The organism is Vibrio sp. CB1-14 (genome assembly GCF_040412085.2).
Taxonomy (GTDB): Bacteria; Pseudomonadota; Gammaproteobacteria; order Enterobacterales; family Vibrionaceae; genus Vibrio; species Vibrio chaetopteri.
Genome location: NZ_CP115921.1, coordinates 713,198 through 728,239 on the forward strand (window position 1 = coordinate 713,198; position 15,042 = coordinate 728,239).

The following is a 15,042-nucleotide window of genomic DNA, read 5'->3' on the forward strand; positions in this document are numbered from 1 at the left end:
CTTTTAGTGGCCGGCTGTTTACTTCGAAAGCTGCTGAATCGCGGCTCTCATACCGAGCGTTTGGATGTTGCTTACATAACCTGTCACCATGGCCTCAAGGTTTGGTAACTCAGTTAGGTCGCATCCCCAATGCTGACTCATCGACAAGAATGCCTTCACATTGCTCGCCTGCGTTTCAGGGTGAGCACGCCATGCGGTGAAAGGGTCTAGAAGATGTTGGTCATCACTGAGTGGAATCTCTTCATCACCACGCTTACCAAGATAGAAGCAGTACAGCGCCGCTAAACTAAAGCTAAGGTGCTTAGGTGCCGTGCCTTCTTGCTCAGTGAACGTTAGAAGCTGTGGTAATAAGCGCGTTTTGAACTTTGTCATTGAGTTCAGCGCGATAGAAAGTAGGTAGTGTTTGATGTATGGGTTTTTAAAACGGTCGATAACGCTGTCTTTAAACGCAAGCAGCTCATCTTTATCCATATCCAGAGATGGAATCACTTCGTCTTCAAGCAAGCGATTTAGCAATGGATAGACGTCGTTATCATTGATGGCTTCGCTAACGGTATCAATACCGCATAGATAGGCAACCGCCACCATTGCGGTGTGTGCACCATTAAGAATGCCAACCTTACGTTGTTTGTAAGGGGTAATGTCTTCAACGACCTTTATGTTGAGATCGAGTTGGTCTAGCTTGAGTTTACTCTCAAGCCATTTCGGACCTTGGATAACGAACAAGTAGAAATACTCTGCAGCAACGACGAAATTGTCTTGATAGCCCAATGCCGTTTCAAGTTCGCTGAGTTCGTCTTTTGGGTTACCGGTGACTATTCTATCAACTAACGTGGAACAAAATGTGTTGGCTGTCATAATCCAATCACAAAATGTTTCGCCAAGTTGCCATTCGTTAGCGTATTTCAGCACAATCTCCTTTAGCGCTTCGCCATTGGCATCAATCAGCTCACAAGGTAGGAAGATAAGTCCCATGTCTTGCGCGCCATTGAAGAACTCAAAACGTCTAAACAAAAACTGCGTCACTTTGGCAGGGAAGCTAACGGGAGGAAACGCATCAAAGGTGTCTTGATCGTTGTAAACGATACCCGCTTCCGTGGTGTTCGAGACCACCCACTCAAGCTCTGGGTTTTCAGCAATCTTTAGGACTTCTTCATACTCACCGTACGCCATCACTTCGCGATTAACAGAAGTGATCACACGAGGCTCGGCAACACTTTCACCTTGTTCGTTGATGCCTCGGATAAGCGCTGTGTAAACGCCTCCTTGGGTATCCAGTTTTGGGTGGCCAGCATCAATTGGTCTAACTACGGTAATACCCGCATTAAAGTCAGTGTGTTCATTAAGTAAGTCAAATTGCCAATCTACAAAAGCGCGTAGAAAATTGCCTTCGCCAAACTGAACCACTTTTTCAGGTCTGATGGCGTGGATGGATGGATCTCTTGTGAGTAGTGTCATTCTTAGTCCCTAAACGATAGGTAATAAACGATAGGTAAACGCTGTTGTCGGACAGGTGTTATCGATTGTGGGATTGAGTGTAAGCCGGGCTTTTCACTAACACGCGACAAATTAATCGCAAACGTGTAAGTGATCATCGTTATCTGTTTTTTATCTGTTTTTTATTTGCTATTTCATTTCAAACACCTGTTCATTAATACAACACATTCTCTATATCAGGCCTGATGACTGATTATTTTATATATCGTTGGGGGAGACGCTGTTTTTAATTGATTAAAATACAACTCTAGCGTTAGAATGTTTGCGTCGGACGGGAATCACATGACTGGGATACCCATGAAAGCTTTTATCAAAATTCACTCAACAGACAATGTTATTGTTTGCTTACAAGCACTAACGAGCAATCTCACGTTAGATGTCGACACAACCGAACTCACGTTGAAGCAAGACATGGATCGCGGCAGTAAGGTTGCTCTGAGCGATCTGAATACTGGCGATGCCATATACAAATACGGCAGCATCATAGGTACAGCGACTCAGCCTATTAAGCGTGGCGAGTGGGTACATACTCACAACATGAAGACCACGCTATCTGACACCAATGACTACCAATACACCCCGAACTTCGTTCGTCCGCGCCGCTATGAGCAAGCCATGCCAACGTTTAAAGGCTACGAAAGAGCCAATGGTGATGTGGCGATCCGCAATGAAATCTGGGTCATTCCTACCGTTGGTTGCGTCAATGGTATTGCTCAGCAAGCGATTAACTGCTTTAAACAAAAGCACCCTGCTGTTGATTGCGATGGCCTGTTTTTGTTTCCGCATAACTATGGCTGCTCACAGCTTGGCGACGACCATGAAAACACTCGCCAAATCCTCGCCAATATGGTTCGCCACCCAAATGCGGGAGGCGCGTTGGTCATTGGGCTAGGTTGCGAAAACAACCAAATTGCCCCTTTCAAGGAGCTAGTCGGTGACGTCGACGATAGCCGTATCCGATACATGATTGCCCAAAATGAGCAAGATGAAGTCGCCGTCGCCCTTGAGCACCTAGAGGCTATTTATGACACAGTTCGCCAAGACCAACGCTTTGATATTCCATTAGGCAAACTCAAAGTTGGCCTTGAATGTGGTGGCTCCGACGGCTTATCTGGCATCACCGCCAACCCAATGCTGGGCGAATTTTCAGATTTTCTCATCCACTTTGGTGGCACCTCTGTACTCACCGAAGTACCAGAGATGTTTGGAGCAGAACACATCTTGTTTGAGCGCTGTATTGATAAACAAACCTTTGATAAAGCTGTCGAGATGGTCAATGGATTCAAGCAGTACTTTATCGACCACAATCAGCCAATCTACGAGAACCCATCACCGGGCAACAAGAAAGGCGGCATTTCTACGCTGGAAGATAAATCCATGGGTTGTACTCAAAAAGCAGGCACCAGCCCAGTCATTGACGTACTTGAATATGGAGAAGTGTTGGCAAAACCTGGCCTTAACCTATTAAGTGCACCAGGCAACGATGCGGTTGCAACGTCTGCCTTGGCGGCAAGCGGCTGTCATATGGTGCTGTTCACCACAGGTCGCGGCACCCCTTATGGCGGTTTTGTCCCTACCATGAAAATCTCGACCAACTCAGAGCTTGCTGCCAATAAGCCGCATTGGATTGACTTTAATGCCGGTCAATTAGTGGAAGAGATTTCTATGGACGCCTTGGTTGAGCAGTTTATCGATAAAGTGATTACGATCGCCAGCGGTGAGAAAACCAACAATGAGCGCAATGGTATTCGTGAGTTGGCGATATTTAAGTCTGGCGTGACGCTATAGCCATTAACCGCCCATCAAAACAAGGCTCAACCATTTGGTAGAGCCTTGTGACCTTTAGGTAAATGGATCGAGCTTTTGCAGACGATATTGCAACGGAGAAATAGCGTAATAGCGCTTAAAGCTACGCACAAAAGCGCTCGCCTCACTGTAGTTGAGAGTTTCAGCAATGGTGCCGATATCAAGTTCAGTATTTTCCAGCAATTTGGATGCCACCGCCATACGTGCGCGCAGTACGATATCTCGAAGACTAAGTCCATTGCGTTGGAGGTAAAAACGCAGTTGCCTCGAAGTAATAGAAAACTCCATAGCAACATCTGGCACCGTACTTTTAGTAAAGTGCGAGCTAATCACAACTTCAGACACCTTTCGTTCAATATCACTCAACTTATCACCCTCAAGGCCATCATTCGATATCAGTTGATTTGATAGTAAAAGATCGATACATGAATGTTCGAGTGAAATCGGCTCATTAAGCCAACTAGTGGGTAGTTTGATGAGTGTTTGCGGCTGATTGAAACGCAGAGTGCAACCTGAAAAGAGAGCTCGATACTGCGCAACGTAATGCGGCGCGGGATAGCAAAAATCGAGCACCAGCTTATCCATATCCGCCCGATGACCAATGATGATGCGGATCAGCAAAGCCCAATATCCAGCGGCAAAGTCTTCACTGAGTAGCTGCACCGCATCATCGTCAGCATTAATACCTGGCACTATCGTTAAATAGTCAGACGCTTCCACCAGCGACTCTTCATAGTATGTCGTCGTCATCGCCAAAAACTGCTGAGAAAGTGTCAACCCCATACGAACACTTGAACTGGCAGCAACGACGTAGCCATATAAACCAAAGTCTTGCACGGTTACGCGCTCATACAGCTTTAAATACAGGCCAGGTATGAATTTATTGTAATGGCGCGCCCACTGCTCAGCTTGTATTAAGTCCATATCCGCCTGCTTGGTAACACGCTCTGTCAGTTGGCGTTTAAGTGACAGAGCCATTGACGGGCGCTCGCTTTCAAGCACTTCTATTAAGTACTGAACGATCACTTTAGCAAAATAGTGGTTCTGTTCGCGTAAGTTCATCCATGTCTCATAAATCAATCTCTTCATGTCTAAAATGTCAATTTCATTTAAAAAAGTCAATTATTGAACATCGGAAACTGCAACGATTAGGGCTTTAAAGCGCGACAACACTATAGGCTATTCTATGTCTGAGAAGATCCCTAATTTCTATGCCTCTCGGCGCACCTTTATGGGCGCAGAACGCATTCACAACTTAGCTGAACACAATCTCGACTATGCGATGCTTGGCGTTCCTTACGCTGAAGGTACATTCGCCCCTTATATTCAGGCGGGACAAGCAGAAATGCCTAATGCCCTTCGTGATAACCCTGTGACCATTTTCTTTGATATTGGTGATGTCGGGCTCTACGACGTCGATACCGATTTAACCCTACTTGAAGGCATTAAAATCGGCGATATCGGTGATGTCGTAATTAGCCCAGGAGAGGGAGAGTTAAACAGAAACCGCATCACAAATAGCGTCAAAGAGATCTTAAAGTCAGGTGCCGTACCTATCACTGTAGGAGGCGATCACTCCATCACTTACCCGCTGGTTCGTGGTTTTGAAGACTGCGGGCACCAAATCGATTTTGTCTACTTTGATGCTCACCTCGACTTTGCGGACATGCCGCTGCAGTCTGAGTTTAATCACGGTACTCAAACCACACATATCCGTAAGTTCCCTTTTGTGCGAAACATTACCGTTATAGGTGCACGTAACTCTACCGCCGCAGAATTTAGGCGAGCGAAACAGGCGGGGATTCGAATCATACCCGTTAGCGAAGTCGACGCGTGCGGCGCAAAGGCGATCATGCAAGAAGTGATTGATGCCAATGTACCAACTTATGTATCACTCGATATCGATGGTATGGACGCGGTTTACGTTCCGGGCACAACCCACCCAGAATCTGGCGGAATAACGTTCAAACAGCAAAAAGATCTACTGTTCGAACTCAACAAGGCCGCAAAGGGCAATATTTGTGGTTTTGATATTGTCGAGCTTTGTCCTGCTAATGACGTCAATCACATCACCGCCCTCACCGCATCTAAACTCACTGCCCTGATAATGGGCTACCGCAGCCATTTTTTGAATAAGTAGGTCAACATTATGCCAATCATGAAACTCAGCCAATCCTATTTTCCTAAGACTGGGTACGGCAAAGAGGACGTACTCAACAAGCTCGATGAACTCAAGCAAGACATGGTACCTGTTGAGGGCGGTCGTTTTGGTATGTATTCACTAAAAGGCAATGAGGATATCCAAGATATCGTGGAGCAAGCCGCGCTGAAATTCTTCTCGTTCAACGCGCTTTTTACATTTATGAACAAGCCAGCGGGACAAATCGAAGACGAGCTCATTGAAATGATTCGTGAAATATTCCATGGCAGTGACGACATGCGCGCCAACTTCACCACCGGCGGGTCTGAGTCCATTTACTGTGCAATGAAAGCCATGCGAGATTGGGCTCGTGAAACCATGCCGCACATCAAAGAGCCCGAACTAGTGATGCCGTATTCCGCACACTCCGCATTCTCGCGCGGAGGCAAGTACTTCGGCATCAAGATCGTTCGAACTCCAGTCGCAGCAGACAATCGCGTTGATATCGGAGCCACCAAAGCCGCGATCAACGAAAACACCATCGGTCTTGTTGGCTCTGCACCTTGCTGGCCATTTGGTGTTTACGATCGTATTGAAGAGTTATCTGAGCTAGCAACTGAGAAAGGTTTGTGGCTTCACGTCGATGCCTGTGTGGGTGGCTATCTCGCCCCCTTCGTTAAGAAAGCAGGCTACGAGCTTCCGAACTGGGACTTTACCGTACCGGGCGTGCGCTCTATTTCTGCTGATATGCACAAATATGGCTACGCTCCTAAGCCAATGTCGACAGTGATGTATCGCGGGGGAGATGAGCAGTTTCATCACTATACCGTCGTTGATGACTGGCCTTGTGGTGCGTACTTTACCCAGTCATTGGGGGGTAGCCGTACCTTCGCCTCAACCGCAGGTGCGTGGGCAGTGATGAACTACCTAGGTGAAGATGGCTATGTCGAAAATGCGAAACGCATTATGACCATTAAGCAAATGATGATTGATGGCTTAGCGCAGTCAAATGATCTTCGCACCGCCAACACGGATTTGTCACTGCTCATTATTGACTCTCCTACCTTGGACATCACTAAAGTCGTTGCTGGTATGTCTCAGCGAGGTTGGAGTTTGCTAGGCAACGCTCAGCCACCAGCTATTCATCTGGCTATTGATCCAATTTCGGATGAACAAGTCGAACGTATGCTTATCGACTTTTATGATGTGGTCGAAGAGGTGAGATCTGGGGAGGGGGAACAGCAAGGCTCCCTTTCGTATTCAGGAGGCCATGGGCAAAGCTACACACCTAAGTGGGTGAGACAAGTGCTGGAGATACTACCTAAAAAGCTCTCTAAGTAACCCCTAAAGTTAAAGGTAGCTCAAGTGCAGTGAGCTGCCTTTGCCTCAAATGATTCCATAACGGTTTAAATTGACACAGGCCGTAGTGACACCTTACTAGCTATTAGTATGAGCTGAAAGCCCTTGCGAACACACTCACGAATGACTAGTGCACTTCTACCTGCATGCATATATACTCTGCATCAACTTTTTAAACCAAGAAGAAACCATGAAGAACTATCTGACTACATTCTTAAAAGGAATGGCGATGGGTGCAGCGGACGTTGTACCTGGGGTATCGGGAGGTACGATCGCCTTTATTACTGGTATTTACGATACGCTACTTGAGAGTATTCGCCGCGTAAACCCAAGTATACTGGGCATCTGGAAACGTGATGGCTTTAAAGCGGCATTTGACCATATCAATGGCTTTTTCCTTATCGCTCTATTTGGCGGCATCCTAACGTCAATCCTGTCATTGGCGAAGTTCATCTCTTGGGCTCTAGAAACCCACCCTGTTCCAGTATGGTCATTCTTCTTCGGCCTTATCTTGGTCTCGGTCTACCACATGATTAAACAGGTCGAGCAAAAGACGCTGTCTCGCTTCGTGTTCTTGCTACTCGGCGCGGTCTTTGCCTACAGCATCACGGTTCTTAAACCGCTGCAAATGGATCCAACCAGCCTAAACATCTTCTTCGCGGGCTGTATCGCGATTTGTGCGATGATTCTACCTGGTATCTCGGGCAGCTTTATTCTTCTATTGCTTGGCATGTACACACCTGTATTAGGTGCTGTTAAAGGTCTTCAGCTAGACGTTATGGTGATCTTTGCGATGGGCTGTTTGATTGGTCTACTATCGTTCTCACACGTGCTGTCTTGGTTGCTGAAGCGTTTCCGTGATTTCGCTCTAGTGTTCCTTACGGGTCTAATGCTTGGCACCTTACCTAAGCTTTGGCCTTGGAAAGAAACCATTTCATGGCGTACCAACTCAAAAGGTGAGCAAGTACCACTAATCCAAGAAAACCTATCACCATTCAACTTTGAATCTGTGACAGGTCAACCTTCGCAACTGGCAACTGCCGTTGTTCTAATGTTAGTGGGTATTGGCCTAGTACTAGCGCTTGAAAAGGTTGCGGAGAAAGGTGAGAAATAATCCCACCGGCTAGAAAGAAAAGGCTCACTTAGTGAGCCTTTTTTGATCGTGTTAGGAACGTAAGTTAGAACACAAAGTTAACCATGATGGTGTACATGTTCGCGTCGGTGTCCGAGCCTGGTGAGTCGATAAATGGTCCACTGATCGGTCGACCGTTATTATCCAACCCAAAACTCTCAAATCGCTGCCATTCTGCATTAATCGATACGTTGTATAAAACATCGTACCTCAGGCCGAGAGTCCAACTATCGCCTGTCTTTCCATCATAAGCGTTGTCATCAGAAGCCTCACGATAAGTCTGACCGTAAGCTATGTAAGGCGTAAATTTCTGCACTCGATAAGCAGCACTGCCATACCAAGACGAGCCTAAGTCATTTTGCTGCCCTTCAGCCGTTAACTTCAACTGACCAAAGTCATACTCACCACCGAGTGAATAGAGCTTTATATTTTGATCCGGCTGCCTTTGCTCATTCCATGGCGCTGGAACCTGGTGGAGCTTTATTATCTGGTCAAAATTGGAATCTAGATAAGCAAAGTTCACTCTAAAACTATCACCAATAAGCTGTAGATTTGCCCCCCACATATTTTTAGTTTCAAACTCCAACGTCACGGAAGGATTAAAATCAACTTCATTATTGTCTTTAAACCCAACAAACGGCGTGAGAGCCAGTTGCAACTCATCATTAATACCATAGTTCCAAGTCACACTAGCGCCATTAAACGCGGTGATACCGAGTATGCTGTTGTATACCTCTTCATTTGGTCTGGCCATTGTGTAAGCGTGACCGACATAGTAATACTCAGACGCCAAAAACAGAGGCAACCGAAGGCGTCCTCCTCTAAACTCAAAGTCTCCAATTGAGTAACCTAAATAGGCCCACTCCAACTGAGGTTCGCTCCAGTGATCTTGAGGGCGTTTAACAACCTGTACCGACGCTTTGAAAGCCTCGTAAAAATAATCTAACTGCACGCCAAACGTAGTATCACAATCAAAGCAGTTTTCATCACTGACATTACGATTGATCATCACTGGCATATCGTTGTCAGAGCGTGCCCAAGAAGTGGAACCAAACCCACTAATCGAAAAGTTTTCGGTAATATCCACCGCGGAGAATGCTGGTATTGATACCGCTGCTAAGCTCATTGTAAGAAGTTGTTTTTTCATTATTATTTATCCTCACTCACCACATAGAGTACTTTCGCTTCACTCGGTACTGCATCCAGCGGCGCATAACCAATTCGATTCGGCTTTTCAGTCAGCCATGCCACCAGCGTGATGACGTTAGCATTGCCGATTTCTTTTGGCGGTCTTGCTTTACCAGAGAAAGATAGACTTGCCCAATAGGCATTCATTTGTGCCACATCTTTACCAAGTAAGGATTGATAGAACTCAGAGCGTTCGCTAGAGGCCTCTGGCCAGTCAGAGAGTTCCACCCGTTTGCCTTGCAGTGACTTGGCCTTGCCTCGATACAGCATCCTTGCCTTACTGCGGCTAAGTTCATCAAAATCTTGATTGAAAGTAAAAACGGCGTAGTCAGTCGCAGCAAAAGCACGACTATCCGGTGGGACAAGTGCAAGACCAACAAAGAGCATGGTCATGGTGACCAGTACTCTAATTGGCCGAGCTTTTGGAGAAGAACTGACTAACCGCATCATCACCTCGTAAGTTGACTATTTCTCAAATAGGGCTGCGCTTTCTTACAACCTAAATGACGTTAGAACACAAAGTTAACCATTAACGTGTACACGCTGGCGCTGTTATCAGGTAATGGTGTAGACGGAATAGTAATCGTTCTTTCTGGAGCGAATGGACCTGTGCCATCGTTCAGTACTTGGACGTACTGATATTCGGCATTAATAGACACATTACTCAACAAATCGTATCTAACGCCCAGTGTCGACGTCATATTTGAGCGCTCTCCATCTTGATACAGCTGTCCGTATGCTATGTAAGGAGTAAACGGCGCCATTCGATAGCTAGCCAAGCCATACCAATCCATACGCCGCGATTCTGTCTTTTGGAATTCAAAGGTTGTTTTGAGAGCACCGAACTCATATTCAGTACCGATAGAATATATTTTAACGGTGTTCCGATCGGTACCCTCTATCGGAAATGTAGACTCGAAAGGAGGAAATGGTATGGATACAAACCCCGTACCCGAAGAGGTCACATCAAACTCGCCATCCATCACCGAAAAGTTCCAGCGATAAAAATCACCAATCAGCTTGGCGTTCAATCCGTAAAGACGATCGGTTTCAAAATCTAACGCAAAGGTTGGGCTAAACTCGACCTTGTTGTTGTCATTAAAACCTACATAAGGAGTTAAGGAGAGCTGGAGTTCATCCGTTAAGTAATGATTCCAAGTAACAGCGAAGCCGTTATAGCCGGTTATGCCGAGAAAGGCGCCATACACTTCAGTAGGCAGCCTCGCAAGGGTGTAGGCTTGCCCTACATAGAAGTATTCAGATGCTAAATACAGCGGAAGACGCTGGCGGCCAGCTCGGATATCAAAATCCCCCACTTCATAACCAACGTACGCCCACTCTAGGGAAGGGTTGCTCCAATTATCCTGTGGTCGTTTGACGCCTTGAACCGATGCTTTAAACCCGCTGTTGTAATAGTCCAGCTGCAAACCAAAGGTGGTGTCACAATCAAAGCAATTCTCATCTTTGATGAAGCGATTGATAAATAGTGGAGTATCGTTATCAGAGCGAGCCCATGACGCAGAGCCAAAGCCACTAAATGAAAACGTATCGGTGAGTTCAATGACAGCGTGAGCCGGTGCGCAAAGTGCGGCTAGAATAAGCGTGTGAGACAGTTTCTTCATCATTACTTGCCCCCCTCGACCACGTATAACACATTGGCACCATCTGGCAGCGCGCCAAGAGGTGCATAGCCAATACGCTCAGGTTTCTGGCTTACCCATTCAACCATAGCATCAATATTAGCGGCATCGATTTCTTTCGGAGGGCGGGCTTTACCGGAGAATGAGAGGCTTGCCCAGTAAGCGTTCATCTGCGCCACATCTTTTCCTAGTAGCGATTGATAGAAATCTGCACGTTCAGATGAGCTTTCAGGCCAGTCCGATAACTCAACCCGTTTGCCTTGCAGTGACTTGGTTTTACCTCGGTAAAGCATGCGCGCTTTACTTCGGCTAAGCTCGCTGAAGCTTGAGTTCATTGAAAAGATGGCGTAAGAGTCTGACGCGCTCACTTTGGGCGTGTAAAAAGAGGCTGCGAATATCATTAAGGCTACCACTAGCAAGCCCATGATATTTCCAAGGTTTGTGCATTTTAGCGAATGACGTTTTTTAATCATTATTATTACACTCTAGCGAATTCCTTTCCTAGACTTAGGTTAGATTAGTTTACGAACAGTGATGTTCAAGAATATTCGCTAGGAATCCGGGATATGAATGCGTTAAACAAGATGTCGATCAAAACTCGAATCATTTTAATGGCTGTTTTGCCCTTAATTGTGATTTTAGTCTTTTCCGCTTGGGAAGCGTTCCGAACACAGCGAAACCTGCAACAAATGTCGGTACTTTCTCATCAATCACAGGCACTTGGCTTTTTAGAAAAATACAGCGCCATCCTCCACAATGCGCGCTTGGAGAAGCTCCAACGAACATTTAACAGCAACAAAACTGTCATATTTCCCAAGTTAGATGAATGCCTCGATAAATTACAACTTGTACTCGGCAAAGCCTATTACCTGACCGATATAGAAAGCGTCCAAAATACACTTGATGAACTTAGAGAAGCACAGGCAGAAATAGAGTTTGTTGCGGATATTGAGGAGCTCGAGGAATGGAGTTCTTGGGTTGAGGAGTTGGTCTCTGTTCTTATTGCCAAGCTTGAAGGCGTCAAAGTCGATACAGGTTCACGCTCGATTGAATCTCACCTTAGCGCACTATTCACTCTGGAATGGATACGTTTTTGGGCAACCGAAGAAAACTGGCTTATTCACATCGACATCTATGAAGGACATGGTTCTAGCCATGAACACCAAGAGGGAAACCATCAAACACTCAGTACGCTGTTCGAGAGGCAACAATACCTCATCGACCGATTCTTGAACATCAATGCTGATGCTTCGCAAGTCAGTTTACTTCTTAAAACCTTCTCTGATGAATCCTTCATCAAGAGCATTCAATTTCGAGACCGTGTACTGAGCGAATCGGGACCAAAGCCCAAACTTGTAGAGATCGTAGAAGGAGTGGAAGCCCTGGATCGTCGCTTAGAGCTTATTCAACAAGCCACGGAACAGATCAACCAGCAACTTTCCAATGAAATGAGCATGGACATCAGTGCTCTCGAAACTCGGTTATGGCTCACCATAGGGATTACCTTATCTGTGATGCTAGCGCTACTTATCCTTAGCTTTAACATCGCTCGCCGCATCATCTTTTTCTTGAACAATACTCTAGAGACATTTGAGAAGATTGAGAAACATGATGGTGCTAACGTACTAGCTTCTACAGAAGGACACGACGAATTTAGCCATTTTGGCGGACAGATGAATCGTCTAATAGAAGAGCGACGTGAAAACGAGCGCCGCATGATAGCGGCCAAAGATGAAGCCGAACGCGCCAATGTCGCGAAAAGCTCTTTCTTAGCCAACATGTCCCACGAAATACGCACCCCGTTAAATGGCATTATCGGCATGTCAGGGATCTTGTCGGATTCCCAGCTCGATCCCGTGCAACGCGACTATCTCAACACCATAGAAACCTCATCACAGACGCTGCTGATCTTGATCAACGATATCTTAGACATATCTAAGATCGAGTCTGGTAACCTGCTCATCTCGCTTCACAGCTCAAACTTACGTGAGATCGCCTACGACACGATCGCCATCGTGATGTCAAAAGCCAAGGAAAAAGATCTCGATCTTCAAGTGCGCTTCAAACGTGGCATGCCACATATGCTCATTATCGATGATCACCGTCTGCGCCAGATTTTAATGAACCTCATGTCCAATGCCGTCAAATTTACTAGCGAGGGTCATGTGGGTATTAGCATCGATGTTGAGCATATTGGTGGGGAGCGATGTGCGCTGACGATGTCTATCGAGGACACAGGGATTGGTATCGATAAAGAAAAACAAGATTCAATCTTTAAGCCCTTTACTCAAGAAGACAGCTCAGTCACCCGCCAGTTCGGAGGAACCGGTTTAGGATTGGCGATTTCCTCTCAACTGGTTGAGCTTATGGGAGGACGAATAGAGATCGACTCAGAAAAAGGCAAAGGCAGCCGCTTCTTCTTCACTATAGAGTCAGGTATTGCTCAAGAGAAAGCGCCAACGTCACCACTATTGAATCAAACTCAGTTTGTTGTCATCACCAATCAACAAGGCTTCGCGCAATCGGTAACCGATGAGCTCACCCATTTTGGTTTACAGCACCATGTGATACACACGCAGTTGGGTGAAATTACGGATGTTACAAGCAACAGCATCATCATCTATTGTATGGATGATAGCCAAAATGCTCGTACTGACTTGATGAAACTTGGCGTCACCTGGTCTTCAACCCCTATTGTTTTGGTTCAACCACAAAATGCTCCCGCAGGGGATTATCAAGGGCTTATAGCCGGGCTTGTCACCTATCCGCTACTCGGCGCTCGATTAATTGATGCACTCTCTAACGCGCCAAAACAACACCAAGCACTGGGCAAAACGAGGGAGCCAAAACTCGAGGTAGTCGGAAACGGTAACCCAGCAGAACATATCAGGGTCAAGCCGACACAACCGACACTGCAAGAGATGGCAAAAAGTCCCGATAACCAATCCATCTTGCTGGTAGAAGATAATCTGGTTAACCAGAAGGTGGCCTCGTTACTACTCAAAAAATCCGGCTATCACGTAGATATCGCCAACAACGGACAAGAAGCCTTGAACTTCCTATGCGATGACAGCAATTACTATCACGTGGTGCTGATGGATTGCATGATGCCAGTGAAGGACGGTTTTACCGCGTCAGAAGAGTTTCGACTGTATGAAGAGCAGTATAATAAGGCTCGAACGCCTATTATCGCACTCACGGCTAGCGTGCTCGATGACGACATACAACGCTGTACCGATAGCGGGATGGACGATTACGTCTCTAAACCCTTCAACAAGTCTGTGCTGCTAGAGAAAATAAAAACCATTCGAGAGCAACCAGAGTAGCACTTGATCCTTATCTAACACATCGACTCAACATGAGGCTTTTATGCGCTGACTTTTTCTCTAAAATCAGCGCAACGTTTTCTATCAAGATCAAATCATGAACAAGAGCTTCATTACTAATGTCATCGCACTTGCGCTACTTGGCGCGGGTTATCAACTGGATAATAGCCTGCTGCTATACGCGGGTCTTTTCGCGTTCTCCGGTGCCGTTACCAATTGGCTAGCCATTCACATGCTGTTTGAGAAGGTGCCCGGGCTTTATGGCTCAGGCGTCATCCCAGCTCGCTTTGAAGATTTCAAACTGGCCATCAAGAACCTAATGATGGAGCAGTTTTTTACCAGCGAGAACATCGACCGCTTTCTTAATAAAGAGATGGGCTCGGGAATCAATATCAACCTTGAGCCAGTACTAGAAAAAGTCGACTTCAACCCTGCCTTTGATTCACTGGTTGAAGTTATCGAAAACTCTCAATTTGGCGGCATGCTCGCCATGCTTGGCGGCTCAGAAGCGCTTCAGCCAATGAGAGAGCCATTCGTCGAGAAAATGCAGCAAGCTGTCATCGACATTAGCCAAAGTGACTCGGTCAAACAGGCGCTGATTGAGCAACTTGAATCCCCAGCTATGCTTGATGAAGTAAAAGGCAATGTAGAAGCCATTATCGACCAACGCCTTAGCGAGCTAACACCAAAGCTAGTAAAAGAAATCGTTCAGAAGATGATTAAAGAGCATCTAGGCTGGCTTGTCGTCTGGGGCGGCGTATTTGGTGGTGTGATAGGCGTTATTTCTTCGTTGATGATGTAACGCAGCTTCAAATCAGTTATCGAAAATAAAAAAATTCGAGCTAGAAATGGCTCGAATTTTTTTATTTTCGATAACCTATCAACGACGACGTAATAGATTACCAGTCACGTTGTTTGAATAAATACATAGCCATAGCATTCACATATCATGAC

General features: G+C 46.1%; 12 protein-coding genes. 6 read left to right on the plus strand and 6 right to left on the minus strand.

Annotated features, from left to right (window positions below; genetic code table 11):
- Positions 1 to 18: 18 nt before the first annotated feature.
- Complete coding sequence (locus PG915_RS19230) at positions 19 to 1,458, minus strand: tagaturonate reductase (RefSeq protein ID WP_353500009.1); 1,440 nt, start codon at positions 1,456 to 1,458, stop codon at positions 19 to 21.
- Positions 1,459 to 1,794: 336 nt separating this feature from the next.
- Here PG915_RS19230 and PG915_RS19235 point away from each other — a divergent pair, with 336 nt between their 5' ends.
- Entirely contained in the window at positions 1,795 to 3,285 is a 1,491-nt protein-coding gene (locus PG915_RS19235; protein ID WP_353500010.1) for a UxaA family hydrolase, read from the plus strand.
- A gap of 54 nt (positions 3,286 to 3,339) precedes the next feature.
- Here the strand turns inward: PG915_RS19235 and PG915_RS19240 are convergent, their stop codons facing one another.
- Complete coding sequence (locus PG915_RS19240; RefSeq protein WP_353500011.1) at positions 3,340 to 4,365, minus strand: AraC family transcriptional regulator; 1,026 nt, start codon at positions 4,363 to 4,365, stop codon at positions 3,340 to 3,342.
- A gap of 124 nt (positions 4,366 to 4,489) precedes the next feature.
- On the opposite strand from PG915_RS19240, the gene PG915_RS19245 reads away from it, so the two are divergent.
- The 3 genes from PG915_RS19245 to PG915_RS19255 all read left to right on the plus strand — a co-directional run bounded on the left by PG915_RS19245 (position 4,490) and on the right by PG915_RS19255 (position 7,916).
- On the plus strand, positions 4,490 to 5,443 hold the full coding sequence (locus tag PG915_RS19245; protein WP_353500012.1) for an arginase family protein: 954 nt from the start codon (positions 4,490 to 4,492) through the stop codon (positions 5,441 to 5,443).
- 9 nt (positions 5,444 to 5,452) lie between these two features.
- Positions 5,453 to 6,784, plus strand: a complete 1,332-nt coding sequence (locus PG915_RS19250; RefSeq protein WP_353500013.1) for a pyridoxal phosphate-dependent decarboxylase family protein — start codon at positions 5,453 to 5,455, stop codon at positions 6,782 to 6,784.
- 208 nt (positions 6,785 to 6,992) lie between these two features.
- On the plus strand, positions 6,993 to 7,916 hold the full coding sequence (locus PG915_RS19255; RefSeq protein ID WP_353500014.1) for a DUF368 domain-containing protein: 924 nt from the start codon (positions 6,993 to 6,995) through the stop codon (positions 7,914 to 7,916).
- Positions 7,917 to 7,980: 64 nt separating this feature from the next.
- Here PG915_RS19255 and PG915_RS19260 read toward each other — a convergent pair whose 3' ends face one another.
- The 4 genes from PG915_RS19260 to PG915_RS19275 form a co-directional block, all read right to left on the minus strand.
- A complete protein-coding gene (locus PG915_RS19260; RefSeq protein WP_353500015.1) occupies positions 7,981 to 9,081 on the minus strand; it encodes a porin in 1,101 nt (366 codons plus the stop codon).
- Positions 9,082 to 9,083: 2 nt separating this feature from the next.
- Positions 9,084 to 9,515, minus strand: a complete 432-nt coding sequence (locus PG915_RS19265) for a hypothetical protein (RefSeq protein WP_418643022.1) — start codon at positions 9,513 to 9,515, stop codon at positions 9,084 to 9,086.
- Positions 9,516 to 9,631: 116 nt separating this feature from the next.
- Positions 9,632 to 10,747, minus strand: a complete 1,116-nt coding sequence (locus PG915_RS19270) for a porin (protein WP_353500016.1) — start codon at positions 10,745 to 10,747, stop codon at positions 9,632 to 9,634.
- The gene (locus PG915_RS19275; protein WP_418642693.1) at positions 10,747 to 11,187 is read right to left on the minus strand and encodes a hypothetical protein; all 441 of its coding nucleotides are present in this window, start codon (positions 11,185 to 11,187) and stop codon (positions 10,747 to 10,749) included. The genes PG915_RS19270 and PG915_RS19275 overlap by 1 nt, the downstream gene beginning before the upstream one ends.
- Before the next feature lie 141 nt (positions 11,188 to 11,328).
- On the opposite strand from PG915_RS19275, the gene PG915_RS19280 reads away from it, so the two are divergent.
- Together PG915_RS19280 and PG915_RS19285 are read left to right on the plus strand one after the other, a co-directional pair.
- Positions 11,329 to 14,088 carry a hybrid sensor histidine kinase/response regulator gene (locus PG915_RS19280; protein WP_353500017.1) on the plus strand — a complete coding sequence of 920 codons (2,760 nt, stop codon included), beginning with the start codon at positions 11,329 to 11,331 and terminating at the stop codon, positions 14,086 to 14,088.
- Positions 14,089 to 14,185: 97 nt separating this feature from the next.
- A complete protein-coding gene (locus PG915_RS19285) occupies positions 14,186 to 14,890 on the plus strand; it encodes a DUF445 domain-containing protein (protein ID WP_353500018.1) in 705 nt (234 codons plus the stop codon).
- The last annotated feature ends 152 nt before the right edge of the window (positions 14,891 to 15,042 follow it).